The sequence below is a fragment of the uncultured Mucilaginibacter sp. genome, from assembly GCF_913773635.1.
Taxonomy (GTDB): Bacteria; Bacteroidota; Bacteroidia; order Sphingobacteriales; family Sphingobacteriaceae; genus Mucilaginibacter.
Genome location: NZ_CAJYGQ010000005.1, coordinates 1 through 26318 on the forward strand (window position 1 = coordinate 1; position 26318 = coordinate 26318).

The 26318-nt window shown below is 41.1% G+C and carries 24 protein-coding genes; 17 read left to right on the forward strand and 7 right to left on the reverse strand.

The window, feature by feature from the left end:
* Window positions 1-217: 217 nt before the first annotated feature.
* Entirely contained in the window at window positions 218-1078 is an 861-nt protein-coding gene (locus QZ407_RS03680; RefSeq protein ID WP_295767759.1) for a carbohydrate kinase, read from the reverse strand.
* Window positions 1079-1148: 70 nt separating this feature from the next.
* Here QZ407_RS03680 and QZ407_RS03685 point away from each other — a divergent pair, with 70 nt between their 5' ends.
* Window positions 1149-1568 carry a nuclear transport factor 2 family protein gene (locus tag QZ407_RS03685; protein ID WP_295767761.1) on the forward strand — a complete coding sequence of 140 codons (420 nt, stop codon included), beginning with the start codon at window positions 1149-1151 and terminating at the stop codon, window positions 1566-1568.
* A gap of 42 nt (window positions 1569-1610) precedes the next feature.
* Here the strand turns inward: QZ407_RS03685 and QZ407_RS03690 are convergent, their stop codons facing one another.
* The 3 genes from QZ407_RS03690 to hemW form a co-directional block, all read right to left on the reverse strand.
* Window positions 1611-2492 (reverse strand): cupin-like domain-containing protein, encoded by an 882-nt coding sequence (locus QZ407_RS03690; RefSeq protein WP_295767762.1) that lies wholly within the window; start codon window positions 2490-2492, stop codon window positions 1611-1613.
* Window positions 2493-2727: 235 nt separating this feature from the next.
* Window positions 2728-3270 (reverse strand): fasciclin domain-containing protein, encoded by a 543-nt coding sequence (locus tag QZ407_RS03695; RefSeq protein WP_295767763.1) that lies wholly within the window; start codon window positions 3268-3270, stop codon window positions 2728-2730.
* A 147-nt stretch (window positions 3271-3417) separates the two neighbouring features.
* Entirely contained in the window at window positions 3418-4539 is a 1122-nt protein-coding gene (gene hemW / locus QZ407_RS03700; RefSeq protein ID WP_295767764.1) for a radical SAM family heme chaperone HemW, read from the reverse strand.
* 186 nt (window positions 4540-4725) lie between these two features.
* Here hemW and QZ407_RS03705 point away from each other — a divergent pair, with 186 nt between their 5' ends.
* The 7 genes from QZ407_RS03705 (at window position 4726) to gldN (ending at window position 12128) form a co-directional block, all read left to right on the forward strand.
* Window positions 4726-5322: an HPP family protein gene (locus tag QZ407_RS03705; protein ID WP_295767767.1), complete on the forward strand. Its 597-nt coding sequence runs from the start codon at window positions 4726-4728 to the stop codon at window positions 5320-5322.
* Between the two features lie 124 nt (window positions 5323-5446).
* Complete coding sequence (locus QZ407_RS03710; protein ID WP_295767769.1) at window positions 5447-6391, forward strand: DUF4271 domain-containing protein; 945 nt, start codon at window positions 5447-5449, stop codon at window positions 6389-6391.
* Window positions 6392-6417: 26 nt separating this feature from the next.
* A complete protein-coding gene (locus tag QZ407_RS03715) occupies window positions 6418-7176 on the forward strand; it encodes a uroporphyrinogen-III synthase (protein WP_295767770.1) in 759 nt (252 codons plus the stop codon).
* Between the two features lie 239 nt (window positions 7177-7415).
* Entirely contained in the window at window positions 7416-8723 is a 1308-nt protein-coding gene (locus tag QZ407_RS03720) for an SUMF1/EgtB/PvdO family nonheme iron enzyme (protein WP_157540123.1), read from the forward strand.
* A gap of 66 nt (window positions 8724-8789) precedes the next feature.
* The gene (gldL, locus tag QZ407_RS03725; RefSeq protein ID WP_295767772.1) at window positions 8790-9590 is read left to right on the forward strand and encodes a gliding motility protein GldL; all 801 of its coding nucleotides are present in this window, start codon (window positions 8790-8792) and stop codon (window positions 9588-9590) included.
* Between the two features lie 42 nt (window positions 9591-9632).
* Window positions 9633-11168: a gliding motility protein GldM gene (gene gldM, locus QZ407_RS03730; protein WP_295767773.1), complete on the forward strand. Its 1536-nt coding sequence runs from the start codon at window positions 9633-9635 to the stop codon at window positions 11166-11168.
* A gap of 15 nt (window positions 11169-11183) precedes the next feature.
* On the forward strand, window positions 11184-12128 hold the full coding sequence (gene gldN, locus QZ407_RS03735; protein ID WP_295767774.1) for a gliding motility protein GldN: 945 nt from the start codon (window positions 11184-11186) through the stop codon (window positions 12126-12128).
* Window positions 12129-12253: 125 nt separating this feature from the next.
* Here the strand turns inward: gldN and uvrC are convergent, their stop codons facing one another.
* The 3 genes from uvrC to QZ407_RS03750 all read right to left on the reverse strand — a co-directional run bounded on the left by uvrC (window position 12254) and on the right by QZ407_RS03750 (window position 19305).
* Window positions 12254-14077, reverse strand: a complete 1824-nt coding sequence (gene uvrC / locus QZ407_RS03740) for an excinuclease ABC subunit UvrC (RefSeq protein ID WP_295767775.1) — start codon at window positions 14075-14077, stop codon at window positions 12254-12256.
* 176 nt (window positions 14078-14253) lie between these two features.
* Window positions 14254-16494 (reverse strand): transglycosylase domain-containing protein, encoded by a 2241-nt coding sequence (locus QZ407_RS03745; protein ID WP_295767776.1) that lies wholly within the window; start codon window positions 16492-16494, stop codon window positions 14254-14256.
* 3 nt (window positions 16495-16497) lie between these two features.
* Window positions 16498-19305 (reverse strand): hypothetical protein, encoded by a 2808-nt coding sequence (locus tag QZ407_RS03750; protein WP_295767777.1) that lies wholly within the window; start codon window positions 19303-19305, stop codon window positions 16498-16500.
* 119 nt (window positions 19306-19424) lie between these two features.
* Between QZ407_RS03750 and QZ407_RS03755 the strand changes: the two genes are divergently transcribed.
* From QZ407_RS03755 to QZ407_RS03795, 9 genes are all read left to right on the forward strand, one after another.
* Window positions 19425-19622: an AtpZ/AtpI family protein gene (locus tag QZ407_RS03755; RefSeq protein ID WP_295767778.1), complete on the forward strand. Its 198-nt coding sequence runs from the start codon at window positions 19425-19427 to the stop codon at window positions 19620-19622.
* A complete protein-coding gene (locus QZ407_RS03760) occupies window positions 19619-19999 on the forward strand; it encodes a hypothetical protein (protein ID WP_295767779.1) in 381 nt (126 codons plus the stop codon). Before QZ407_RS03755 ends, QZ407_RS03760 begins: the two co-directional genes overlap by 4 nt.
* Before the next feature lie 33 nt (window positions 20000-20032).
* Window positions 20033-21094, forward strand: a complete 1062-nt coding sequence (gene atpB, locus QZ407_RS03765) for a F0F1 ATP synthase subunit A (protein WP_365334571.1) — start codon at window positions 20033-20035, stop codon at window positions 21092-21094.
* 50 nt (window positions 21095-21144) lie between these two features.
* On the forward strand, window positions 21145-21351 hold the full coding sequence (gene atpE / locus QZ407_RS03770; protein WP_157540113.1) for an ATP synthase F0 subunit C: 207 nt from the start codon (window positions 21145-21147) through the stop codon (window positions 21349-21351).
* Between the two features lie 151 nt (window positions 21352-21502).
* Window positions 21503-22012 (forward strand): F0F1 ATP synthase subunit B, encoded by a 510-nt coding sequence (atpF, locus tag QZ407_RS03775; RefSeq protein ID WP_295767782.1) that lies wholly within the window; start codon window positions 21503-21505, stop codon window positions 22010-22012.
* An 80-nt stretch (window positions 22013-22092) separates the two neighbouring features.
* A complete protein-coding gene (gene atpH / locus QZ407_RS03780; protein WP_295767784.1) occupies window positions 22093-22638 on the forward strand; it encodes an ATP synthase F1 subunit delta in 546 nt (181 codons plus the stop codon).
* Between the two features lie 38 nt (window positions 22639-22676).
* Complete coding sequence (gene atpA / locus QZ407_RS03785; RefSeq protein WP_295767785.1) at window positions 22677-24251, forward strand: F0F1 ATP synthase subunit alpha; 1575 nt, start codon at window positions 22677-22679, stop codon at window positions 24249-24251.
* Window positions 24252-24338: 87 nt separating this feature from the next.
* The gene (gene atpG, locus QZ407_RS03790) at window positions 24339-25232 is read left to right on the forward strand and encodes an ATP synthase F1 subunit gamma (protein ID WP_295767787.1); all 894 of its coding nucleotides are present in this window, start codon (window positions 24339-24341) and stop codon (window positions 25230-25232) included.
* A gap of 164 nt (window positions 25233-25396) precedes the next feature.
* A complete protein-coding gene (locus QZ407_RS03795; RefSeq protein WP_295767789.1) occupies window positions 25397-26281 on the forward strand; it encodes a DUF4349 domain-containing protein in 885 nt (294 codons plus the stop codon).
* Window positions 26282-26318: the final 37 nt, after the last annotated feature.

Genomic DNA, 26318 nt, shown 5'->3' on the forward strand with positions numbered 1-26318 from the left:
GGCATGAGCATCAAAGGCCATGCGTACACCGAGGGTGTGATCTTTGCAGGTATGCAACAACAATCAGCTCAAAGCACTCCTGCACAGGTACTGGCCAGCAGAGAATAAGCTGCAAGTAGCAAAGCCCAAACAAGTTCCCTATTAAGTTTTCATATGTAATGTAGCGGTCGTTTGATTATTCAAACGGCCGTTTTTTATGCACTTAATTGCTACCTGGCTATAAAAGCTCAGCGGTATAAGTTGGGTTTGCACCACGCTGACTTGCTACAAAGCCTCCAACTTTACATGCTTTTTCTAAAATATAAGGCATGGGTTGGTTATTTATTAAACCGGCAACCAGCGTAGCTAAAAAAGAATCGCCTGCGCCAACGGTGTCTACCACATCAACCTTAAAACCCGGATGTTCATAAAATTCTTCGTCATGCCATATCAGTGCTCCGTTTTCGCCGCGGGTTACACATATGGTTTGCGTGTGGAATTTTTTATGAAACTCAATCATTTTTTCGCGCAGTGGCGCACTGCCATGAATAAGCATGTTGGCCTCATCTTCATTCATCTTAATTACATTGCTTAATGCAGCAAGTGTTTCAATGGTATCCTGCTCAAAATGCGGCGGACGAAGATTTACATCAAATACACGTAGCGGTACAGTATATTCGCTAAGCATGTTTAGCAGGGTGTTTCGTGTCTCTGCTTGTCGGCAAGCTAAGCTGCCAAACACAATGGCTTCGGCTTTTTCAATTTGCCCGGTAAATTCATCGGTTGGCTGAATATTATCCCATGATACGGGTTGAGGAATTATATAAGTTGCATGCCCCTCGCCGTTAAGCTGTACGGTTACTTCGCAAGTGGGTAAATCTTTGTCGCTTTGAATAAGCGATATGTCAAGCCCATTTTCAGTCAGCACGCTCAAAAGCTCATTACCCGCCTCATCAGTGCCTATGCGGCTTACCATTGTTGCGTTTGCGTTTTGCTGCAATAAATGTCGGGCTACGTTTAGCGGCGCACCACCCACTTTCTTACCGTCATCAAAAGTGTCCCATAAAACCTCGCCGAAGCATAAAACCTGTTTATCCATAAAAAATCAAGCAGATGAAAAAGTGTAAAACTACAAGAATATTCAATACATAATTGTTTACCTTGTGTAAATGAAAAGGTATGTATTCTTAATCTTGCTGGTTTTAAGTGTGTTGAATATAAAGGCTCAAGACCGCCAGGCCATTATCAACGTACTGGAAACACAGCGCCAAGCCTGGAACAAAGGCGACCTCGAGAGCTTTATGAAAAGCTACTGGAAATCGGACTCGCTGTTATTTGTGGGCAAAAGTGGCCCCAAATACGGATGGCAAACCACGCTTGACAATTACCGCAAAGGCTACCCTAGCAAAGCGGCCATGGGATACCTTACCTTTAATATTTTAAAAGTGGAATTATTAAGTGCAAACCATGCTTTTGTATTAGGTGGCTGGCACTTAAAACGTGCTAACGATAATCCTGAGGGCTATTTCACCTTGTGGCTACGCAAAATAAAAGGCGAGTGGAAAGTAGTGGCCGACCATTCCTCGTAAAATTAAAATTGTTATAACACGGGCATTGGCTCGGCAATCAAGCTACTTTGGTTCGCCTGCCTGTAGCGCTTTGTTGGCACGTTTTACAGCAAGTTCTTCTTTCCAATCCATATAACGTTTTTTGTAACGTTTTTTCAAAAAGCTATCAAACTTGCGTTGTACGGTAAGGTTATATAAACTTTTTGCCTTTATTGCCCACGATTTGTCCCAGGCACGTAGTGATATAGAAAATGAACCGTCCAGGTATTTCATCCAGTGCCAAAAGCCGGTTGGCATAAACAGCGTATCGCCATGCTCTAATATGGTTTCTTGCCCCTCAATGCCTTCTAAAGCAGGGTATTTGCTGAAATCCGGATTTTCAATATCGTAATCTTCTAAAGCATAAGTGGCAAAAGGAATACGGTATAAGCGTTCTTTCCACTTGTAATCAAACAGCATAACATGTTTGCGGCCATGAAAATGTGTGTGGAATATGTGCGCCAGATCAATATCGTAATGTAAAAACGTAACAGAACCGGCTCCTCCAAAAAACATATTAGGGTACTTGTCTAAAAAACCGCCCATTAAATCTTTTGGTGAACGGTAATCATCTAACAGGCCCGGAGCGTGTTTAATAGGATCAAAAAGGAATATACGCAAATCGGTGGGCTCTTTTTGAATCAGATCAATATAGTCGCCAAACTTCATCTCGGCGGCCGATGCATTTATGGCTTTGCTTGGGTCGGCTTTTGAGCTATCATACAATGGTACAACTTGATCGCCAACAACTTCTTTTAAATAATCAAAGGTCCATTTTTGTAACGCCGGCCAGCTTTCAGTTGCCTTACGTATAACCAAAGGTTTACGTGGCTTGAGGTAATTATTTATAAAATCTTCTTTAGTAATGGTATCTACTTTATCTATTTGCGTAAGATTCAAACCCATGCTTTTAACGTCAAATTAACATACAAAACTAATGAAAATTGAAACAGCTAAACCGGTTCTATAGTTTTTGATGAATAGCTGACAAATGCTACAAATCGTTTTATAACCATTACAATAACTTAATCACGATAAGATTAGCTCATCAGCATAATACGTTAAGGTATTTGATTATAACAAAAAAGCCCGGCGCTCAAGGCTGCCGGGCTCATTAAATATATAAAAAGCTGGTTAGTGCTTATTTGGGCATTAATACGGTATTCACTACATGTATCACACCATTTTTTTGAAAAACATCGGCAATGGTAACCCATGATTTTCCACCTTTTTCATCAACAAGGTATAATTTTTTACCATCGGCCATGGCAGTTAAGGTGCCGCCGCTTACGGTTTTAATTTCGGCTTTGCCGCCACCTGCTTTAACCTTAGCTGCAATTTCTGCTGCGCTCCATTTACCGGCTACTACGTGGTAAGTAAGCACTTTAGTTAATGTGCTTTTGTTTTCAGGTTTAAGCAAGGTTTCAACGGTGCCTTTAGGTAACTTATCAAATGCCTCGTTGGTTGGTGCAAACACGGTAAACGGACCTGCTGATTTCAGGGTTTCTACCAAACCGGCTGCTTTAACGGCAGCAACCAAAGTAGTATGGTCCTTAGAGTTAACAGCGTTATCAACAATATCTTTAGTAGGATACATTGCCGCTCCGCCTACCATAACAGTTTGTGCGCTTGCTGCGGTTGCCATTGCTACAAAGGCAAAAGCCGCTAAAAATAATTTTTTCATAATAAATGATTTAGTGTGTTGAAAGAAATACGCAGCACAGGTATACGCGGATTTGAAAATGAAAACAACTTGTAAACACCTGTAGGTGTGAGAAGATTACGTAAAGATTGAAACCGCCGAGGCGTTATTTACGTTTGCGCGCAATAATTAAAAAAATAGCTCGGCCGCAATATGGTCTGCATAAAGCTTACCTTGTTGGGTGAGGGTAATAACCCGGTTGGTTTGTACAAGCCAGTCCTTATTCAAAAATTGCTGTGCTTCTTTCAGTAAAAGGTGTGCAGTACCGCTTTGAATAATTTCAAGCTTATTTAGATCAAGTCCCCACATGGTACGTATCGAGGTCATGATGTACTCATTGAGGCGGTTTTCGGGTGTAAGTTCTTCCAGCTCGGCAGGTAACTCATTTTTTTCGAGTGCTGCAAGATACCTGGCATTGTTGGCCACGTTCCACTGGCGCGTGCTTCCATTATACGAATGTGCCGAAGGCCCTATACCAACGTAAGGCACGCCTTTCCAGTAATTAGAATTATGCCGCGAATGCATGCCCGGTTTGCCAAAGTTCGATATTTCATAATGCTCAAACCCTTGTATAGTTGCGCACTCCATAAGGTGCGTAAACTGCTCGGCACTCTGACTATCGCTTACGGGCGGGGTTTGCTTTTTCTTAATTTGTGCAGCCAGTGCGGTACGTGGTTCAACCGTCATACTATATGCCGATATATGCGGAACCTCCAGCTCAAACATGCGGCTTATGTTATGTTCCCATTTAGCATTGCTAAGCAGCGGATAGCCATATATCAGGTCGGTAGTTATGTTTTCAAAGCCTGCATCCTGCACCCGCTTTACTGCTGCATCGGCTTCATTAGCACGGTGCGCACGGTTCATCCAAACTAAATCTTCATCAAAAAAAGATTGTATGCCAATGCTGAAACGATTGATTGCAGTTTGACGTAAAGTCCGAATTTTTTCGCAGTTCAAATCATCAGGGTTAGCTTCAATGGTAACTTCGGCGTTGCTGGCAACGCTGTGGTGGCGCCCTATAGTATCAAGCAAAAAGCTAATCTCCCCCGCATCAAGCACTGATGGAGTTCCTCCGCCAAAGTATATGGTTTCGATAGGATCGTGCGAAAGGTAGTCTTTTTGTAATCCTATTTCTTTAGCAAGCGACTGTACAATTTCGGTACGGTACTTTAGCGAGGTTGAGAAATGAAAATCGCAGTAATGACAGGCCTGCTTGCAAAAAGGAATGTGAATATATATACCTGCCATAACGTTACAAAGATACAAAGCGGCGCTAAAGCTAAGTTATAGCTAGCCAATTTTAATAAAACCGACATAAGCAACCCACTTAGTGATATATGATTTAAATCATCATTACAGAACTTTATGTCGGCTCCTTTTACTTTAAAATATTAAATTTGCAAGCCCCAACATTTATTTCTTGGTACGTCATATATGCGTAAACACATCAAACTTCACGCACGCAGAGCCCGCTACATCATCTACAAAGAAACTTTAGTTGATTTTAAAGAGCATTTCTGGACCTTCATTGGCTCGTTTACAGGCATAGCCTTACTTGGTTTACTTAACAGCGAGTATTTTACACTTTACGATAATCTGTTCATCATAGGGTCGTTCGGTGCCTCGTCGGTTTTAATTTATGGTGTTATTAACAGTCCATTAGCACAACCACGCAATTTAATTGGCGGGCATGTAGTAAGTGCATTTGTAGGTGTAACGGTTTACAAATTTGTTCCGTGTGATATTTGGTTTACTTCGGCCTTAGCGGTTTCGCTGGCCATTATATTGATGCAAATTACCAAAACTTTGCATCCGCCCGGAGGTGCTACTGCACTTATTGCAAATATAGGCTCGGCTAAAATTAAAGCATTAGGCTACATTTATGTGCTTAGCCCAGTACTATCAGGCGTGTTAATTTTACTGCTGGTGGCCATAATTTGTAATAATGCTACCCCGCACCGTAGTTATCCTCACAATAAAAAGTGGTTTAAATTTTGGAAGCGCAGTTACAGGTACATGAGGCATCAATAGCGGTAAAGTAACTATTGACTTAACGCTATTGTTAAAGCTGTTAAAGCTCTGGCAGCTTTTTTATATCTTTGCAGCGGTGCTGCGTAACATACTTCTATATCTTATTTTCTTTGCCGGTTCGTGTTTGAGCGCGTTTGCACAAACCGATTCCAGCGAATTGTATACACAACCCGACACCGTACAACAACCACGCATTTACAAGCCTAAGCCTGCAGCAGCCGGATTGCTTGACTCTGTGGCCAATGCCCTGGCAGCCCGCGAGTACTTTGTAGGCGATTCACTTTCGAAAATATTTATTGTAAAGCCAGATTCCCTCAGGCATAACAAGTTCTATGACACATTGCTTAAAACGCAGTTTTACAGTGACTATGGCTTTATAAGGCAGCCGGGTAAATTAAAGAGCATGCTGCGCGAGGGGAGTGCCCGACGCACGCGCGACCAATGGGTAATTGTAATTATAGTTGCTCTACTCGTTTATACGGCTATGCTTAACCGCGCCATGAGTAAAGATATTAAAAGTGTGGTTCAATCATTTTATAATACTCGTGTGCTTACTCAAATAAGCCGTGAAGACAGCTTGCTTAACTCGTGGGCGTTTGTTGGGCTGTTTATATTATTTGGGTTTACTTTTGGTTTATTTATTTATCAGTTAACCCAATATTATGAAGTTTACTATAGTATAAGCGGTATACAGCTATTTGTGTCATTTGCATTGCTAATACTGGTACTATTTGCGGTTAAGCTGTTTATATTGCGATTTCTGGGCTTTGTATTTAAAAACAGCCGACTGGTTGATGAGTATATTTCAATATTATATTTAACTTATTTTAATATAACATTTGTGTTTTTGCCGGTATCTCTTTGCTTTAGCTTACTTGCTGCTGCATACATACCTTATATATTAACCGGTGCTTTTGCGTTGGTAGTTGTAATATTTGTTTGGCAATATCTGCGCAGTAGCGTAAATATAATTTCAAACATAAGATTTCATAAATTTTATTTATTTACCTATCTTTGTGCCCTCGAAATTTGCCCCATTTTGATATTAATAAAGGCACTGAACAATTAGGACTTAGGTAGTTAACATTAGATAAATTGGAAGACAGAAAGAAAAAGGTTAAAAGTATATTGGTTACTTTACCTAAACCTGAGAATGACAAAAATCCATATGCTGAACTGGCTAAGAAACTTAACCTGAAGATCGATTTCCGGTCGTTTATTCATGTTGAGGGTGTGCCTGCAAAGGATTTTCGTAAAGAGAAAATTAACCTGGCTGATTTTACAGCCGTAATTTTTACCAGCCGTAACTCTGCCGATCATTTTTTCCGTATTTGCGAAGAAATGCGTTTTGAGGTACCGGTAGATATGAAGTATTTCTGCCTTTCTGAAACCATTGCACTTTATCTTCAAAAATACATCCAATACCGCAAGCGTAAGATATTTTTTGGCAAGCAAACGGCCGCTGATCTTGCGGAGGTATTAAAGAAGCATTCGAGCGAAAAATTCCTTTATCCTTGCTCTGATGTTGCTGCCGAAGAAACCCAGAAGTTTTTGGCTGAAAACGGTTATGACTTTACACCTGCAGTACTGTTCCGCACTGTATGCAGCGACCTGAGTGATTTGGCAGAGGTGTTTTATGATGTTATTGCTTTTTTCAGTCCATCAAGTATACTGTCATTATACCAAAACTTTCCTGACTTTAAGCAGAATAATACCCGTATTGCAGCCTTTGGTGCAACTACACACAAAGCTGTGTTAGATGCAGGTTTAATACTGGACATTCCGGCTCCTACACCGGGTGCTCCGTCAATGACTATGGCTATAGAACAATACGTTAAACAAGCCAATAAGTAATTTCATTTTTGCTGTAATTTACCGTAACCTTAAAGGTGTTTTAACCGTATAAGACGTGTAAGTTTTGATAATATAATGCCTAAATAATATTTTAGGTGAATATTATTTAAAAGTGTTTATTTGTAGCCAAACAATTTGTCAAATCTATTATTTGATAACATTGAAAGGCTAACGTAACATCCAAAGCTTCTACTTATTATCAAACACAAAAAAGGAATATTTAGGTTATTACACGAAGCATGAAGACAAGGTACTTTCTATTATTGTTGTTAGCGGGGGCGATACTGAGCAGTTGTAATTTAAATGACAGGGGAGAAGTACTTGGGGTTCGTCAGCGCCCGTTCAGGGCCGAACTGCCTGCAGGTATGGTTTATATACCCGGCGGTTCATTTTTAATGGGGCAAACAGATCAGGATGTTACCTTTGCCCAAATCTCTCAAACAAAGCAGGTTACGGTTTCTCCATTTTTTATGGACCAAACCGAAACAACCAACAGCCAGTACAAACAGTTTGTTAACTGGGTGCGCGATTCTATTGCAATAAGCAATTATCTCAATGACGACAAATACTACATTAAGCCAAAAAACGCATCAGCAACCGACCGCAAGTATATCAACTGGGAATACGTAAAACGTAACCCGGTTTGGCGCTCAGGCGGAAAAAAAGGTCAGGCATCAAATGATGGTAAACTCGACGGTATGTTTTACCAGGGTGATGACCGCATTTTTGACCGTAATGAGGTTGACGTTCGCTTGCTTAAATATAACTACGCCATGATGGTGTTGCGCAGCGCATCAGAGCAACGCTTTGATAAGAGCAAAAAACGTTCAGATTTCATTTTGCGTGATACCGTTCCTGTATATCCTGATACGCTGGTTTGGTTAAATGATTTCTCATATGCTGCCAATGAGCCTATGGTTGAGGGTTATTTTTCACACCCTGCATATCAAAACTACCCGGTTGTGGGCGTTACCTGGCGTCAGGCCCGTGCTTTCAGCATCTGGAGATCACGTTATAACGATGCTTATAAAGATAAGATGAAGGCGCCACATCGCCTGCCTTACAGTCTTCCTACTGAAGCTGAGTTTGAATATGCTTCACGCGGAGGCCGCATTGGTACCGATTATCCTTGGGGTGGTCCTTACATTAAAAATGCTAAAGGCTGTTTGCTTGCCAACTTTAAACCTGGCCGCGGTAATTATACTGATGACGGCGGCGCTTACACGGTAAACGTACGTTCGTACTTCCCTAATGATTATGGCTTGTATAATATGGCAGGTAACGTAGCCGAGTGGACACAATCAGCCTTTGATGAATCGGCTACCACGTTTGTGCATGATATGTCGCCTACGTTTAACTATGAAGCCAAAGCAACCGACCCCGAAGTACTTAAACGTAAAGTTGTGCGTGGCGGATCATGGAAAGATATTGGTTACTTTTTACAAAATGCAACCCGCAGTTATGAGTTTCAGGATACAGCGAAATCTTATATAGGTTTCCGCCTGGTATCACACTTTGTAGGCCGCGACTTTAAAGACAAACGTTAATTCTCAATCATTGCAAACACTCTAAATAAAAACAATACATCTAAAAACTACAAAAAACAATTAATTATGGCTGGCAAATCAAAAGGAAAATTTGGAATTGGTAACATAGTGTCGTTCGGGGCAACTATCGTTATTATAGGTCTGTTATTTAAAATTCAGCACTGGCCTTATGCTGAAATCTTTATCACTGTAGGTCTTTTAACCGAGGCTGTATTATTCTTTTTACTAGGTCTTCAACCTGAGGCTGTTGAAGTTGACTGGACTAAAGCTTACCCTGAATTAGCCGACGATTACACCGGCGAACCGGTTAGAAGAGTAAGCGCACCTGCGCAGGTAAGCACTGGCCACACCGCGGCTTTAGACAAAATGCTGGCCGATGCAAAAATCAATCCTGAATTGATAGGTAACCTTGGCGATGGCTTAAGAACCTTTGGCGATAAAGTAGCAACTATATCAAAAGTAGCTGACGCTGGTGCAGCAACTACTGAATTTGCTCAAAAGCTTAAAACTGCAAGCAGTGGTTATGATAACCTGAGCGTAGCATTCTCTAAAGCATCAGAAAGCTTAACTGAACTTGCTTCAACAAGCGTTGATTCAAAAGCATACCATGAGCAGGTAACCAGCTTAGCCAAAAATTTATCGGCTCTTAACGCGGTATACGAACTTGAATTACAAGACTCAAGTGCTCACTTAAAATCAATGAACAAGTTCTACCAAAACCTGTCATTAACCATGAACAACTTTAACGAGTCATTAGAAGATTCGAAATCATTTAAAGATGAAGTTGGTCGTTTAGCTAAAAACTTAGGCTCTTTGAATAACATTTACGGTAACATGTTAACCGCAATGAACCAACCACGTGCTTAATTAATTAACCTTATTATTTAAAATTAATTAAGATCAAACCACATGGCTGGAGGTAAAGAAACCCCAAGGCAGCGAATGATAGGCATCCTGTACTTGGTTTTATTAGGGTTGGTGGCGCTCAACGTGCCCGACAACCTGTTAGATGCCTTTAAAAATATCAGTGATAGTTTAGCTTCATCAAAAACAAACGTACAGGCAGGTATTGATAATACATTTGATGCGTTTGAAAAAACTAAATTAAAAGAACAACCTGATCGTGCTAAACCGGTTTATGACAAAGCTAAACAAGCCAGTGCTGTTGCAAACAGTTTGCATACCTATATTGAAGGTATCAAAACCGAGCTTGCAGAAAAAGCTGGCGGCATAGACGAAAACATTGCCGATTACAAAAAGCGTGATAACCTTGATCTTTCTTCGGAAATTATGATCAACGGTAAAAAAGGTGAGGAGTTACACAAAAAGATTGACGAAACACGTGAGAAGTTAATGTCTTTATTAACTGATAAAGAACGTGTTGGTGTCAAACTTCCATTAGCAACCGATGCACCAAAACCTAAAAAAGGCAAACCTCAGTTAACCTGGGAAGAAGCTTACTTTGGTGATGGTATACCAATGGGCGCTGCCATGACCTCGTTAATAAAAGTACAGTCTGACTTGAAAAACGCAGAGTCGGAAGTAGTTAAAAAGATTTTAGGTGAGGTAGATCAGGCAGTTGTAAACCTGGATAAATTTCAGGCTGTTGCTGTAGCTCCAAGCAGCTATATAATAGCCGGCCAGCCTTACAAGGCCGAAGTTTTCCTTACAGCTTATGATTCAAAATCAAACCCTGAAATTGCTGTTAACGGTTCACGCCTGCAAGTATCAGAAGGCCGTGGTATTTACACTACCGGTACAAGCGGCGAGGGTGTGCGTACCTGGGTAGGTACTGTACGTGTTCGTCAAAATGATGGTACTATAAAAGAATACAAAACTGCACCTCAACAATACCAGGTAGCTCGTCCTTCGGCTACTGTAGCTGCCGAGAAAATGAACGTGTTGTACATCGGTGTTGCTAACCCGCTTTCAATTTCAGCGCCGGGTATACCAAAAGAAAAACTGCGCGTAAGCATGAGCGGTGGATCAATCAGTGGTTCAAACGGCTCATTCACTGCCCGTGTATCATCTCCGGGTACTGTAAACATTACAGTTTCTGGCGAGGCTTCTCCTGGAAAAAGTCAGGTTTTGGGTGCAACAAAATTCCGCGTAAAACGTATACCCGATCCAAAGGTTATGTTTGGTGGCAAAAGCGGTGGCTCAACATCATCTGCAAACTTAAAAGCTCAGGACAGGGTGTTTGCTAAATTAGATGATTTTGAATTTGATGCTACTTTCAGCATTCAGCGCTTTAACTTGATTATTATTAAGCCAAGGCAAGATCCTATGTTGATGTCAACATCGGGCAACCAATTGTCTGGACAGATGCGTGGTGCAATGGCATCATTAGTACCAGGCAGTAAAGTAATATTCACCAACGTAATTGCTGTTGGCCCTGATGGTGCTCAACGCGGACTTGATGATGTTATTATATCAGCAAATTAATATTAAACAATGCATATGAGACGTAAGATTTTTGTGGTGGGGCTATTGAGTTTAATTTGCCTGAGCGCTTTTGCTCAAAAACGAGGTAAACGTACAACTGCAAAAAAAGCGGTAGCAACTGCTCCGCAATCGGCTAATACAACTTTTAACGCACAGCCGGCTGGTGATACTTCAAAAAAAGCCAAAGTTTTTGAGCGCCCTATGGATGGCTTTTACAAAAAAGCTAACATCCTAAGTGCCAAGGTAACTCCTTATGCCAACCTGCGTGAAGCTGACGTCGTGTATGCAAAGCGCATATGGCGCGAAATTGATTTGCGTGAAAAAATGAATCAGTATCTGGCTTCGCCAAAAGCACGTTTGATTGATGTACTGATGGAAGCTGTAGATGCTGGTGAATTAACGGCTTATGATGCCAATCCAAGCAAAGACGACCCGAATGGCGACGCGTTCTCTAACCCGCTTACTCCGGGTAAAGCACGCTCTAAAATGGCCGATAGTACCATTGTTGACAAATTTGACGACAGTGGCAACAAGATTGGCTCGAGCATGCAAGCCGGTGAGTTTAATGCCGATAGTGTAATACGTTTCCGCATAAAGGAAGATTGGGTTTTTGACAGACAACGTTCAGTTTTTGAGCCCCGCATTATTGGTATAGCGCCTTTAATTAAGCTTAAAGCTGCCGGTGTTGAAACTGACTTTCAGCCAGCATTTTGGATTTACTTTCCGGAGGCAAGGCAGGTACTGGCATCAAAAGAAGCCATTAGCCGCAACAACGATGCTACTGGTTTAAGCTTTGACGACGTATTTATGAAGCGGTTATTTGCCAGCGTAATCATAAAGGTTTCAAACCAAAAGGATGAACGTATTAAAGATTACGCCCAAGGAATTGATAAGTTATACGAATCAGAAAAGGTGAAAAAATCTTTGATGGACTGGGAGTTGGGTTTGTGGCAATACTAAACCCCTTCGGTTAAAGTCATACAAATATAAAGGCCCGGTTGAGCAATCAATCGGGCCTTTTATGTTTATAATATTGTCAAGCATGAAACTGTAGGATTTAGCAATTAAAAAACACATGCGTACATTTATATCTCCGAACTGGTTCCTCCCTCAGATGGTTGAGGTGTAAAGTAATTTTTAACGGCTTGTGCTTGTTTTAAATTAACAACCTCCTGCAATTCTTCAACCGTGGCCTCACGAATTTTTTTAACCGACTTAAAGTATTTAAGCAGCTTCTCGGCAGATAGCCGACCAACGCCCGGTACTAACTCAAGCTCAGTAGCTAAAGTGCTTTTGTCGCGTTTTTTGCGGTGTGCTGTAATACCAAAGCGGTGAGCTTCATCGCGCAGCTGTTGTATAATTTTAAGCGTCTCCGATTTTTTATCAAGATACATCGGGTATTGATCGCCCGGGTAAAATAACTCTTCCAGGCGTTTGGCAATACCAATTACAGTAAGTTGCTTATCAATGCCTAATAAGCGTAAACTTTTTAAGGCTGCAGATAATTGTCCTTTACCACCGTCAATAATTACCAGTTGTGGTAATTCGGTCCCTTCATCAAGCATGCGGCGGTAACGACGGTGTACCGCTTCTTCCATGGTAGCAAAGTCATTAGGCCCTTCAACCGTTTTAACATTAAAAAAGCGGTAATCTTTTTTAGATGGTTTGGCGTCCTTAAAAACAACAATAGCCGATACCGGATGCTTACCCTGGAAGTTTGAATTATCGAAACATTCAATATGGCGTGGCAATTGGTTCATGCGCAAATCCTTCATCATTTGCGTAAGCAGCCTGTCGGTACGTACATCGGGGTTTAGTTTTTCATACTGCTCCATTTTATCACGCCTGAAAAAGTGTACGTTCTTTTGCGAAAGATCAAGCAACTTCTTTTTCTCTCCAAGCTTAGGTACAGTAAACTTGATCTTTTCATCATCAAGCTCAATGTCAAATGGAACAATAATTTCTCTCGACTTGCTGTTATAACGTACCCTGAATTCAGATATAGCAATGGTAAGCAACTCCTCATCGCTTTCTTCCAGCCGCTTCTTCATTTCCAGGGTTTGCGTCTGTATGATGGTGCCATTCATTACCTTAAGATAATTTACGAATGCATATTTTTCGTCGCTGGCAATGCTAAACACATCTACATCGGTAATTGATGAATTTACTACCGTTGATTTATGCTGGTAGTTTTCGAGCAAGTCATACTTACGTTTAAGCCGGTGGGCCTGCTCAAAATCCATATCCATTGCGGCTGCCTCAATATCAGTTTTGAGCTTACGAACAACGTTGCCTATTTTGCCGCCCAAAATATCTTGTATCTCTTCAATACTGTTATTATAGTCTTCTTCGGTTTGAAAGTTTTGACAAGGGCCTTTGCAATTGCCTAACTGGTACTCCAAACAAACCTTGAATTTGCCGGCATTAATATTTTGAGGCGTTAAGGCAAGGTTACAAGTGCGTAGTGGATAAGTTTCGCGTATTACGCCCAAAATAGTATGCATCATACTAACCGATGGGTAGGGTCCCAGATATTTCGAACCATCACGAATGATATTTCTGGTCCAGTATATACGCGGGTAGTTTTCTTTCTTAATGACTATCCAAGGGTACGTTTTATCATCCTTTAAATCAATGTTGTACTTGGGCTTGTGCTTTTTTATAAGGCTGTTTTCAAGCAACCAAGCATCAACCTCAGTATCAACAATGGTAAAAGTTATATTGCGTATTTTAGAAACCAGCATCCGGGTTTTGGAATTTTGCTGGAGATCTTTAACAAAGTATGATGAAACACGGTTACGCAGGTCTTTAGCCTTGCCAATATAAATCAATTGGTTTTCGGCATCCCAATACTGGTATACGCCGGGTTTATGTGGAATTTTCTTTAATGCTTCGCGATAATCGAACATAGTTCTAAAGCCCCAACCTATTCCGCACACAACACATTAGCAGCGGAGCAAGTTTTAGTAAATAATTAATATTGAATATAACGGTTTTGTTTAGGCTGCTATTATATAAAAATGAGTAATGCCGAAACATGTTTCGGCATTACTCATTTTTTAGCTTGAAATATTTAAAGCCGGATTTAAAAGCCCAGTTTATTATCAACCTCGGCCGTGCCTTGCTGCTGCTGGTTATAAGCGTTACAATCTAACGTTATGCCTACGCCACCTTTTGGCTGCGCAAAGTCAACATTTTGTTTGATGCCTAATGATGCATCGGCGTACACCTTTTTCATGTATAGGGCAAATATAGGCAGCGCAGTGTTAGCACCCTCGCCAAGGTTAGTACTGCGGAAGTGTATGGAACGATCTTCACAGCCTGTCCACACGCCTGTAACCAATTGAGGTGTTATGCCAATAAACCAGCCATCAGAGTTGTTTTGGGTAGTTCCTGTTTTACCTCCTATAGGGTTACGCAAGCCATACTTGCTGCGTAATCTCCAGCCTGTACCTTCGTCAACCACACCTTTTAGCATGTAGGTCATTACGTAAGCAGCTTGCGGATTCATGGCCTGTACTACACGTGGTTTATGCTCGTAAAGTAAGTTGCCGTTCTTATCTTCAATGCGTAGCAGGTAAGTTGGTTCCGTCCACAAGCCCTCGTTAGCAAAAGCACTGTATGCTCCGGTCATGTCAAATACAGAGGCATCAAATACGCCAAGACATATAGTAGGATAAGGATCAACTTTGCTGGTAACCCCCATTTTTTTAATAAGCTGCATTACCGGCTCGGGGCCAACTTCTTTCATTACGTGGGCGGTAACCCAGTTTTGCGAACGGGCTAAGGCTTTACGTAAAGTAATCATACCCTGAACGGTTTCGGACGGGTTAGAGCGCGGACACCATGGTTTACCGTAGCCATAAATAGTATCGGGTACGTTATTTACCTGCATACAAGGCGAAAACGCAGCCTGCTCAATAGCTACGGCATAAGTAAACGGTTTTGCGGTTGAACCTACCTGGCGGGTACCCATTTTTACCTGATCATATTTGAAATGCTCGTAATCAATGCCCCCAACCCAAGCCTTCACAAAGCCGGTATTTGGGTCCATGCTCATCATGGCGTTACGTAGTAAAAGTTTACTGTAAACAATAGAGTCAATTGGCTTCATGGTGGTATCAATATCGCCATGCCATGTAAACAGGTTCATTTGTGCAGGCGTATTAAAATCTTCCAATATTTCCTCTTCTGATTTTCCTTGCTGACTGAGTGCCCTGTACCGGTCAGAACGCTTCATGCCCTCATTGAGTCGTGCCTTAAAATCAGGAATGCCTTTCCAAAGGCTGCGCCCTCTCCAATGCTGATTAAATTGCACCTGCAACTGCTTCATATATTCTTTTTGCGCCGCTTCAGCGTACTGTTGCATGGTGTAATTAACGGTAGTGTATATTTTTAAACCGTCGCGGTCAAGGTCATAAGGGGTACCGTCAGATTTATGCAGGTCCTGCTCATTCAATATTTTTTGTACATCCTTTTTAAGTACCGAACGGAAGTAAGTGGCCAAACCCTCATTATGATCAGTAGGGTGGAAGTTTAAGCCCATAGGTTTTGCCTTAAACTCTTCGGCTTGCCCGTCGCTTAAAAAGTTCTCTTCGGCCATGCGGCGTAAAACAAAGTTACGGCGCTTAACTGCATTATCGGGGTGGCGGATAGGGGAGTATATACCCGGGCCGTTAATCATACCTATCAGCAGGGCAGCCTGATCGGGAGTTAGTTTATCAGGCGTAGTGTTAAAATACGTAGCAGCAGCCGAGCTGATACCAAAAGTATTGTATGCGCCAAAATCAACCGTGTTTAGGTACATGGTTAATATCTCCTCTTTGGTATAACGGCGTTCTAACTGCACGGCTATTACCCACTCCTGTAATTTTTGACGTATACGTGTGGTAAAATTGCGTGAGCGTTCAGAAAAAAGATTTAATGCCAGCTGTTGTGTAATGGTACTTCCTCCCTGCTTTTTACCAATAAGATTGTAAAAAATGATGGTGAAAGTACGGCCGAAATCAATACCCGAATGCTTTAGGAAGCGATTATCTTCGGTAGCAATTAATGCATTAATTACATTGGGCGAAATTTGATTATACGTAACGCTAGACCGGTTTTGTACAAAGTATTTGCCCAGCATCTTTTTATCAGACGAAATAATCTCAGACGCCTGATTGCTTTTAGGATTCTCGAGGTCGCGGAATGATGGTAAGCTGCCAAACACACCAAACGCGGTTAATGTAAAAACAAGTGCAATAAAAAGCAGGAAAGCAATGGCCACTTTCCATATCATCCAATTATATCGTTTTATTTCGTGTTGAGTAAGTTTTACAAACATCAGTTAAAAGTTTTTTTGATAGTATTCAATATAGCTATCCAATAATTTTCGGTCGGCTAATTTATCCAGATTTTCTTGAGTGATGATAAAAAAGCTGTATTTATCGGCAGGCACCTTCATTATTTGCGGCAACAATGGTATAATTTTACGTGCATATTCCTTCACCTCGTCTACGCCTGTAAATCGTCCTACATATATTAGCTGGTTATCATCTCCCACCGGCTTAAGCTGGTGTTTTACAGCGCTGCCCTGGTAGGCTGTACGGTTAAACTGTCCAACTCCAAAACGCGAAGACGATAAGTTAGTTGTACCACTGCTTACATTAATCACAAAAAGATAATTGCTGCTATCACGATTACCGAAAATTGACGGTGGAGCAACCGGCGCTTTAGGCGTAGCAGTTGGCTTTGCTGGTTGAGGTGTTTTTTCAACAACAGTTGGCTTGTTGGTTTTTGCTTCGGGTTGTTTAGTTTGCAAATTATTGGCAGCTAAAGCAGGTTGTTGTGATTTTGATTCAATAATCGGCTCAGGAATAAATGACGGGGCGTTAGGATCACTGTCTATGACGGCAAAACGGCGGGTTGACATTTCGGCCTGGTTTGCATCTATATATAGAAGGTGTTGCCTTACCAAAGGCGTAATCAAACCATCGTTAGGATAACGGCTGGTTATTTGAACAAGTTCGCTACGGAAAGGGGTGACCTTTTGCTGATGGCCGGCTGCAAGGGCACGTAAATAAGCCAGTTGCGGTGATATGCGGCTGTCGGTGTATTGGCGCAACAATTCATCAGAGCGGGTTATTACCTGCTGATACTGCCGTTGCGTATATAAATCATAAATCTGGTTGTAAAATGCATTCAGTTCCGCATCTTTATTATCCAGCCGCTGTGCATAGTCGGGGTCGGTTATTACTTTGGCAAAAGTGCTGGTTGGATATTTACTTAGTATTAAAGCCTTGTACTCGTTTGATCGGGCAGCATTTTCAGTAGCATATAAACGGTAAAGGTTGTAATAGTTTGCTGCAAGGTTCTTATCATCCGGAAAACGTTTTAACAGTTGCTCAAACGTTTCAATAGCCTCTGGTTTGTCGTTGAGCACATCACGGTAAAAAACAGCTAAATCAACATAGGCATTATAAATACGCTGATTAGAACTTTCAAGCAGTTGCGGTGTAAGAGGTAAGTTTTGCAACAAATCCTGCTTTACGCCTGATGTTACTACATCTGCGGTGCTTTTTTGCATGTTTGGCGTTACTACACCTGCATCTACGTTTTGCGATGTATTTGTGGTATTAACCGTAAGGTTGCTGTTGTTTCGTACACTACGGCGCCAGTTGTCTTCAAGTTTACGGTTTCCCCACTTGCGTTTAAAATCGGTAAAGCCCTGGCTTATGGCCCCCGTGTTATCAAAATAAAAGCCGCTGGCATCGCTACTGTTGGGCACCGCACCGTTATTCATATCAACAGCTGCCAGATTATTGCTGACGCTATTCGCTAGAGAAGCATTGCTGGTGTAAACTTCTGTAGCAGTTGCGGTTTGCTTTGCCTCTTCCTGCCGAGCCATTTCCTCAATTCTTATTCTGCGTGTAGCAGTATCTAGTTTTGCCAGGGCCTGCAGGGTGTCTTCACGGGCAATAATCTGCAATTTGTCGGCAATAAGCTGAAGATTATCGGCCTTGGTTTTGATTGTTTCATAACCCGGATAGTTGGGCGAAAGACTAACAAGCGTACTATCGTAGTACTTTCGGGCGGCAATATAATCACCTTTGGTTTTAAAGCTAATGTCGGCAAGGCGTAAATAGCTTAACCCTTTCTGGTTTTGGTTCCTGAAACTGTTCTTTACCGATAGTCCGTAATTTTTTATGGCTTCATCAGTTTCATTTGAACTTATAGCCAGTTCGCCAAGCTGATAGTAGATCTGATCTTTGAACTCTTCGTTATTCTCGTTGCGTAGTAAGCTTTTCAAGCGGTCGGCCCTACTAAGGTTGCGGCCGTTGTTACTGTCATCAATGCGAATGCGGTTAAGCTGGGCATTAAATGCCATTACAAAAGATGCATTGCTTTTAACAATACGCGAGTAATTCTCATAAGCATCAGCAGGTTGACGCGTAAGTTCCTGCAACTGTGCTAAAATAAAAGTCCAGCGCAAACGCTGCTGCCTGTTTTCGGCCAGTGGGATTGCACTTTTTACCATCTCGATAGCTTCGGTATAGTTCTCGGTATCAATGTAAAGCTGTGTGGCGGCAGCGTATACCATACCCGCCTCAGCCTTTTGTTTATCGTTAATGCTGCTTATAGCAGTATCTAAAACAGCCTTAGCCTGCCGTGTTTGATTAAGGTATAGTAATGAACGTATTTGCCAGGCGCGGGCTTGCTGTACAATTTGAGCGTTTTTACTAAACGATCTTGTAATATAGCTACTGTATTCAACTGCGTTATAATAATCGCCCCGCAGGTGTGCGGCCTTGGCCAGTAGCAAATAAGCATCATCAATATAATTGCTTTGCTCTTTAAGGCTGATGATGTTATTTGCTTTTATTACAACTTCGTCCAAATCTTTATCGCCCGTGGCAAGGCGCGATGCCGTGTCTTGGTATACATTCAACACGCGATCATAATCATCAATAAATGACGCAGCGTAGCTTTCCTGTTTAATGCGCAGCAATTCGTTAGCATTAAATAGTATGTTGTAGCGTGCAGTGAGGTTTTGCATGCGGCGGTTAAAGCCACTCTCTTTTTCAAGCGAGCAGCCGGCAGCCAGCAATAGCATTAATGAAACAGAAAAGTATAGATATATATAGTAGCGCTTCAACTTAAATGTAATGGTTTTAAAAACCCATGCTAATTTACTAAATACTCTGTAACCCGTTTTGTAAATTTGCACTCAGTTTACAAAAGCACCATTATAATAATATATATAGCAACATACTTATGAGTAAACCTATAAATAGTTATATAAAATACTCTGGTATTGCTTTTCAAATGATACTTATTATAGGCGTACTTACCTTTGCCGGTTACGAGCTTGATAAACGCGCCGGTCACACCACTCTTTGGGTAACGGCCATGTTATCATTAGCTGGTGTTTTTATATCACTTTACCTGGTTGTTAAATCGCTTAAAGATTGAAAAGGTTTTTTATTGCCTTTGGCATATGTACTTTATTAATTGCGTTACCACCTGCCATAGCTGATTATGCCGGGCAGGGTAAATTGCTTATACCCGGCTTTTGGCTTATATTCCAGTTCTTTTCATCGCTTACCTTTTTAATATGCCTGGGAGTAATTTGGGGGCAAAGGCAAAATGATACTTTGGGCGGACAAATATTTTTAGGAGCCACCACCTTAAAGCTTATTTTATGCATGACCATTGCCCTTATTTATATGCGTAAATACAAGGTAAACGACATTGTTTTTGTACTCAACTATTTTTATCTGTATTTATTTTATACGGCCTTTGAAATTTACAGTTTGTTGAGTAACTTGCGCGTCCAAAACAAAAAGTAAAAATCTCACAAATTGATGGATTTTAGGCACATTTTGAACTCAAAAAAACTTTTCCTTAGCTTAATTTTAGGTGTCTTTTTTACACTAACCACGTGTAAAACTTTTGCTATACAGCACGAAGAACACACTGCTGAGGCCAAAAATGCAGAACAGGAAGCCTTTAATCCTACTACTGCCATACTTGAACACATTGCCGATTCGCACTACTGGCATTTATGGGGTGAAACTTCGTTGCCTCTTCCTGTAATTTTATTTACTGATAAGGGAACTGAGTTTTTCTCAGGAGCGGGTTTTCATCACGGGCATGAAGCTTACCAAGGCAAATATTACACTTACAAGCTTATTGATGATAAAATTCGTGTGGTAAATGCCGAAGGTGAAGTTGATAAAGAGGCATCAAGCCACATTTACGACTTTTCAATCACAAAAAACGTATTGGCAATGTGGATTGCAGGTACATTGTTATTTATTATATTCTTTAGCGTTGCTGCATCATACAAAAAACGTGTAGGTAAAGCACCTAAAGGTTTGCAGTCATTCATCGAGCCTGTGATTATGTTTGTGCGTGACGAAATTGCCCGCCCTAACATTGGCTACCGTTATGAGCGTTACATGCCGGTATTGTTAACCATATTTTTCTTTATATGGATTAACAACCTATTGGGTTTGGTGCCAATATTCCCGGGTGGCGCTAACGTTACCGGTAATATTCTTTTCACTTTTGTATTTTCATTCATTGTATTGCTTGTGGTTAACTTTAGTGCCAACAAGTATTACTGGAAACACATTTTTATGCCACCGGTACCTGTTTGGTTATACCCAATCATGATTCCGGTGGAATTGATTGGTGTTATATCGCGCCCGTTCGCATTAATGATTCGTTTGTATGCTAACATCTCGGCAGGTCACATCATTGTGTTAAGTTTGATATCATTGATATTCATCTTTAAAACACTGTGGATTGCGCCGGTATCTATCCTGTTCGTTTTATTTATGGATGTGTTGGAGTTGTTAGTGGCATTCCTTCAAGCTTTCATCTTCACCATGCTTACCGCCCTGTTTATTGGTACCGCTGTTGAGGAGCATCATCATTAATAGTTTTTGTAAATAATTATACACTATATTTAACTTTAAATTAAACAAACATGACTGGAAGTATTGCTGCATTAGGTGCAGGTTTAGCGGTTATCGGTGCTGGTATCGGTATCGGTCAGGTAGGTGGCAAAGCCATGGAAGGTATTGCTCGTCAGCCTGAAGCTTCTTCTAAAATTCAAACTGCAATGATCATCGCAGCTGCACTTATTGAAGGTGTTGCTCTGTTCGGTGTGGTAGTTGCATTGTTGGGTAAATAATTTTTCCCAACCTTAAAAGTTAAAGCCTTACTTGCAGCGGTTGGCGGCAGGTAAGGTTTTTTAACCCTCTGAAATTTTCGCGGTTCTGCGTTTATAACAAGGGATTTATAAGTTAAATAAAGTGTTGGTTTATCTAACAATATTCATATAAATGGAACAATTATTTGAAGGTTTATTAAATGATCATTTAGGATTTGTAGTATGGGCTGCTGTTGCGTTCATCATCTTGCTTATCCTGTTGGCTAAATTTGCCTGGAAACCTATCATGAGCGCCATCAGCGATCGTGAGCGTTCAATTGAAGACGCGTTACTTAAAGCGGAAGCCGCTAAAGAGGAAATGGCTCGTTTAACTAACGAGAATGAGCAATTGCTTAAAGAAGCCCGTGCCGAGCGTGATTTAATTTTACGTGAAGCTAAGATTTTAAAAGACCAGATTGTTGCCGAAGCTAAAAACATAGCTAGCGTTGAAGGTAACAAGATGATTGAAAATGCCAAGCTTGAAATTAACAGCCTTAAGGCAATTGCCATGGCTGATGTAAAAAACCAGGTGGCTACGCTCTCAATTGAAATTGCCGAGAAGGTATTACGCAGAGAGTTTGACAACAAAAATGCTCAAGACGAACTTGTAGCCGACTTATTAAAAGAAGTTAAAATTAAATAAGTTTGTGAATAGTAAATGGCAGGCGGTTAGTCATTAACAATTAATCACTCTGCGCATTCAACCATTCACCACTAAACAATATGTCTGAAATAACAGTTGCATCCCGTTACGCTAAATCGCTGATTGATTTGGCTGAGGAGAAAAATAATTTGGAAGCTATTAAGCAGGATATGACCTTTTTTGTAGAAACATTGAAGGCTAATACCCAGTTACAGGCTGTTTTACGCAATCCTATTATTTCGCATGATAAAAAGCTGAAAGTGCTGCAAGGCATATTTTCAGGTAAGGTAGATGTTGCAACTGATGCCTTTTTTAAGATAATGGTTGATAAGAGCCGTGCAGAATTACTATACCCAACTGCAGGTGAGTTTATAAACCAGTATAACTTAAAAAAGAATATTGTAACGGCAACTGTAACTTCTGCTACAGCGCTTTCTGAAGCTAACAGGCTGCAGATTATTAACGAGGTTAAAGCGTTAGCCGGCGGCGAGGTGATTTTAAAAGAGAAAGTTGACCCGGCCCTTATTGGCGGCTTTGTTTTAAAAGTAGGCGACCGCCAGATTGACACATCGGTGGCAACCAGCCTTAAAAACTTGAAAAAGGATTTCACCCAAAAGGTGATTTAATATTATTACACACACTTATACTAAAATAAAAAATTAAAATGGTAGAGGTTAGACCAGACGAAGTATCGGCCATCCTGCGTGAGCAGTTGTCGGGCTTTAAGTCAGAATCTGAATTAGAAGAAGTGGGTACCGTACTCCAGGTAGGTGATGGTATTGCCCGTGTTTATGGCTTAACAAAAGTACAGTACGGCGAGTTGGCTGAATTTGACAACGGCTTGCAAGGTATAGTACTTAACCTTGAAGAAGACAACGTAGGTGTGGTATTGCTAGGTTCTTCTGAAGGTGTTAAAGAAGGTGATACTATTAAACGTACCAGTAAAATTGCCTCTATTAAAGTAGGTGAGGGTATGCTTGGCCGTGTGGTAAACACTTTAGGTGAGCCAATTGACGGTAAAGGCCCTATCGCCGGCGAAACTTATGATATGCCTTTAGAGCGTAAAGCTCCGGGTGTAATTTACCGTCAGCCGGTTAACGAGCCATTACAAACCGGTATCAAAGCTATTGATGCTATGATTCCTATTGGTCGTGGTCAGCGTGAGTTGGTAATTGGCGACCGTCAGATTGGTAAAACTGCGGTTTGTATTGATACCATCATCAACCAAAAAGAATTTTATGCTGCAGGTGAGCCTGTAATTTGTATATACGTAGCTTGCGGTCAAAAAGCATCTACGGTTGCTAACATTGTACGCACCCTTGAAGAGAACGGCGCTATGCCTTACTCTATTGTAGTTGCTGCAAGTGCTGCTGAGCCTGCTCCAATGCAGTTCTTTGCTCCGTTTGCCGGTGCTGCTATTGGCGAGTACTTCCGTGATACCGGTCGTCCGGCACTAATTGTTTATGATGATTTGTCTAAACAAGCTGTTGCTTACCGTGAGGTATCATTGTTACTTCGTCGTCCACCGGGCCGTGAGGCTTACCCTGGTGACGTATTTTACCTGCACAGCCGTTTATTAGAGCGTGCTGCTAAAATTAACGCCAACGACGAGATTGCTAAAGATATGAACGACTTACCTGAGTCAATCAAGCATTTGGTTAAAGGTGGTGGTTCATTAACTGCACTTCCAATTATCGAAACTCAGGCTGGTGACGTTTCTGCTTATATTCCAACCAACGTAATTTCAATTACCGATGGTCAGATTTTCTTAGAGTCGAACTTGTTTAACGCAGGTGTACGTCCGGCTATCAACGTAGGTATTTCGGTATCACGTGTAGGTGGTAATGCGCAAATCAAATCAATGAAGAAAGTTGCCGGTACCTTAAAGCTTGATCAGGCTCAATACCGCGAGTTAGAGGCTTTCTCTAAATTTGGTTCAGACCTTGATGCAGCTACTAAAAACGTATTGGACAAAGGCGCACGTAACGTAGAGATTTTGAAACAAGGTCAGTTCTCTCCGGTATCGGTTGAAAAACAAGTGGCTATTATTTATTTAGGTACAAAAGGCTTAATGCGTAACGTACCTGTAAACAAAGTACGTGAATTCGAAAACGAGTTTACCAGCCAAATGGAGTTACGTCATCCTGAAGTGTTAAAAGCACTTAAAGCAGGTAAATTTGACGATAGCTTAACCAGCGTACTGGAAACCGTAGCTAAAGAACTTACAGCAAAATATTAATATTTAGTACTAAGTACTTAGTAAAAAGTAAAAAGTAGCAGGAAGCAGTCTTACTACTTTTTACTCGATACTTTCTACTCATAAAGCATGGCTAATTTAAAAGAAGTAAGAAACCGTATTGCATCGGTAAACTCAACACAGCAAATTACCAAGGCCATGAAAATGGTTTCGGCAGCTAAGCTGAAAAGAGCTACCAACGCTATTGTGCAGTTACGCCCTTATGCTACCAAGCTTAAGGAGATGCTGGCAAACCTTTCGGCAAGTATTGAGGATGGCGCTTCACCTTATTTGCAGGAGCGCGAGCCGGTTCGTATTTTGGTTGTTGTTGTTACCTCAAACCGTGGTTTGGCTGGTGCTTTCAATACCAATGCTATTAAAACGGCTAACAACATTATTGCCGAAAAGTACAGCGAGCAATTGCAGGCGGGTAACGTTTCAATAGTAGCCATAGGCCGTAAAGCACAGGATTATTACACCAAACGCAAATACAATGTAATTGGTGATAATAATGAGGTTTACAGTAATCTTGATTTCTTAAACGTATCAAAAATTACTGAGGCTATTATGCAAGGTTTTGTTGATGGTAAGTATGACCGTGTTGAATTGGTTTATAACCACTTTCGCAATGCTGCGGTGCAGGTGCTTGTTACCGAGCAATTGTTGCCGGTTCCTAAAGCCGAAGCTGAAACCAAAGCTACCAAAAGCACTGCCGATCAAACTGATTACATTTTAGAGCCATCAAAAAAGGCAATTGTTGAGCAGTTAATTCCAAAGAATATTAAAATTCAGTTGTACCGTGCCGTGTTGGATTCTAATGCATCTGAGCATGGAGCACGTATGACTGCAATGGATAAGGCGACTGATAACGCCGGCGACTTATTGAAAGCTTTAAAACTTTCATACAACCAGGCACGCCAGGCGGCTATTACTACCGAGCTTACAGAGATTGTAAGCGGTGCCGCTGCCCTTTCAAACGGATAATTATAAACTTGAATATATGCTAATAGCCGGACGCCTGTCCGGCTTTTTTTGTTTATACCCTTTTTTACTGATGTAACAAAGCTGTCACAAGCAAGAAGCATAGGTTACTTTTGGAGGGTATGCGGTATCAATAATAAAATCATTTAAATTTTAATGTTATGAAAATGAGTAACTTATTTGTGCTCCTGGCCGCGCTTTGCCTTTTTGGAGCTTGTAAAGGCGGAATGCATAGATCTAGCTCGGTCAACGAAAGTTCAGCTTCGGCAGATACAAGTTCGGATAATACCCAAACATTAATTAGCAGTAATGAACAAGCCGGAAAAAAAGTTGTGAAAACTGCTCAAATGCGTTTTAAAGTAAGAAACGTGCAAACTTCAGGAGAAAAGGTTGGGACAATTGCGCGTACGCATGGTGGTATGATTACTCATTATGACATGGAGTCAACTGTTATTAATGATGAAGATATGCGAACAAATAACATTGACTCACTGAAACACATAGCTGCTTTTACATCAACAGCTGACATAACAGTACAGGTGCCCCCTCAAAACCTCGAGTCATTTTTAAATGATGTAAGCCGCTTAGGCGTTTACATCAATGTGCGTAAAATGGATATAGAAGATAAAACTTTGGATTATCTTTCCAATCAATTGAAGCGTCAAAACAGGATGACAATAGATCATAAACAGGAAAAGTGGAAACCGACGGTGAAAGAGACAGACGCTATGTTAAGACTAAAGGATGACATGGTAGATGAAAGGATAGCCAATGCTCGTATTGATGATTTAAGTAAATACAGTGTTGTTGAATTAAGCCTTTATCAAAGTAACACCATTAGTCAGGAGATTATTGCCAACAATAATACAGGTGCTTATCAATTACCAATTGTCAACCGCTTATGGCTTGCCGTAACAGATGGATGGGAATTGTTTGCATCCTTGTTCATAGGCTTAATGCATTTATGGGTATTTGTTGTGCTAGGTATAGGTGGTTTACTGGTATTTCGTTCATACAAGCGAAAACCAACCTTATCTGCAAACGCAGCTTAAAAATGTGTAAACAAATGCTACATTTTAGTTAAACATT

What these genes read in the sequence shown, in the direction of transcription:
- QZ407_RS03680 (WP_295767759.1), bottom strand. Translation starts at nt 1,078, where the DNA reads ATGGATAAACAGGTTTTATGCTTCGGCGAGGTTTTATGGGACACTTTT.
- QZ407_RS03685 (WP_295767761.1), top strand. Translation starts at nt 1,149, where the DNA reads ATGAAAAGGTATGTATTCTTAATCTTGCTGGTTTTAAGTGTGTTGAAT.
- QZ407_RS03690 (WP_295767762.1), bottom strand. Translation starts at nt 2,492, where the DNA reads ATGGGTTTGAATCTTACGCAAATAGATAAAGTAGATACCATTACTAAA.
- QZ407_RS03695 (WP_295767763.1), bottom strand. Translation starts at nt 3,270, where the DNA reads ATGAAAAAATTATTTTTAGCGGCTTTTGCCTTTGTAGCAATGGCAACC.
- hemW (WP_295767764.1), bottom strand. Translation starts at nt 4,539, where the DNA reads ATGGCAGGTATATATATTCACATTCCTTTTTGCAAGCAGGCCTGTCAT.
- QZ407_RS03705 (WP_295767767.1), top strand. Translation starts at nt 4,726, where the DNA reads ATGCGTAAACACATCAAACTTCACGCACGCAGAGCCCGCTACATCATC.
- QZ407_RS03720 (WP_157540123.1), top strand. Translation starts at nt 7,416, where the DNA reads ATGAAGACAAGGTACTTTCTATTATTGTTGTTAGCGGGGGCGATACTG.
- gldL (WP_295767772.1), top strand. Translation starts at nt 8,790, where the DNA reads ATGGCTGGCAAATCAAAAGGAAAATTTGGAATTGGTAACATAGTGTCG.
- gldM (WP_295767773.1), top strand. Translation starts at nt 9,633, where the DNA reads ATGGCTGGAGGTAAAGAAACCCCAAGGCAGCGAATGATAGGCATCCTG.
- gldN (WP_295767774.1), top strand. Translation starts at nt 11,184, where the DNA reads ATGAGACGTAAGATTTTTGTGGTGGGGCTATTGAGTTTAATTTGCCTG.
- uvrC (WP_295767775.1), bottom strand. Translation starts at nt 14,077, where the DNA reads ATGTTCGATTATCGCGAAGCATTAAAGAAAATTCCACATAAACCCGGC.
- QZ407_RS03745 (WP_295767776.1), bottom strand. Translation starts at nt 16,494, where the DNA reads ATGTTTGTAAAACTTACTCAACACGAAATAAAACGATATAATTGGATG.
- QZ407_RS03755 (WP_295767778.1), top strand. Translation starts at nt 19,425, where the DNA reads ATGAGTAAACCTATAAATAGTTATATAAAATACTCTGGTATTGCTTTT.
- atpE (WP_157540113.1), top strand. Translation starts at nt 21,145, where the DNA reads ATGACTGGAAGTATTGCTGCATTAGGTGCAGGTTTAGCGGTTATCGGT.
- atpF (WP_295767782.1), top strand. Translation starts at nt 21,503, where the DNA reads ATGGAACAATTATTTGAAGGTTTATTAAATGATCATTTAGGATTTGTA.
- atpH (WP_295767784.1), top strand. Translation starts at nt 22,093, where the DNA reads ATGTCTGAAATAACAGTTGCATCCCGTTACGCTAAATCGCTGATTGAT.
- atpA (WP_295767785.1), top strand. Translation starts at nt 22,677, where the DNA reads ATGGTAGAGGTTAGACCAGACGAAGTATCGGCCATCCTGCGTGAGCAG.
- atpG (WP_295767787.1), top strand. Translation starts at nt 24,339, where the DNA reads ATGGCTAATTTAAAAGAAGTAAGAAACCGTATTGCATCGGTAAACTCA.
- QZ407_RS03795 (WP_295767789.1), top strand. Translation starts at nt 25,397, where the DNA reads ATGAGTAACTTATTTGTGCTCCTGGCCGCGCTTTGCCTTTTTGGAGCT.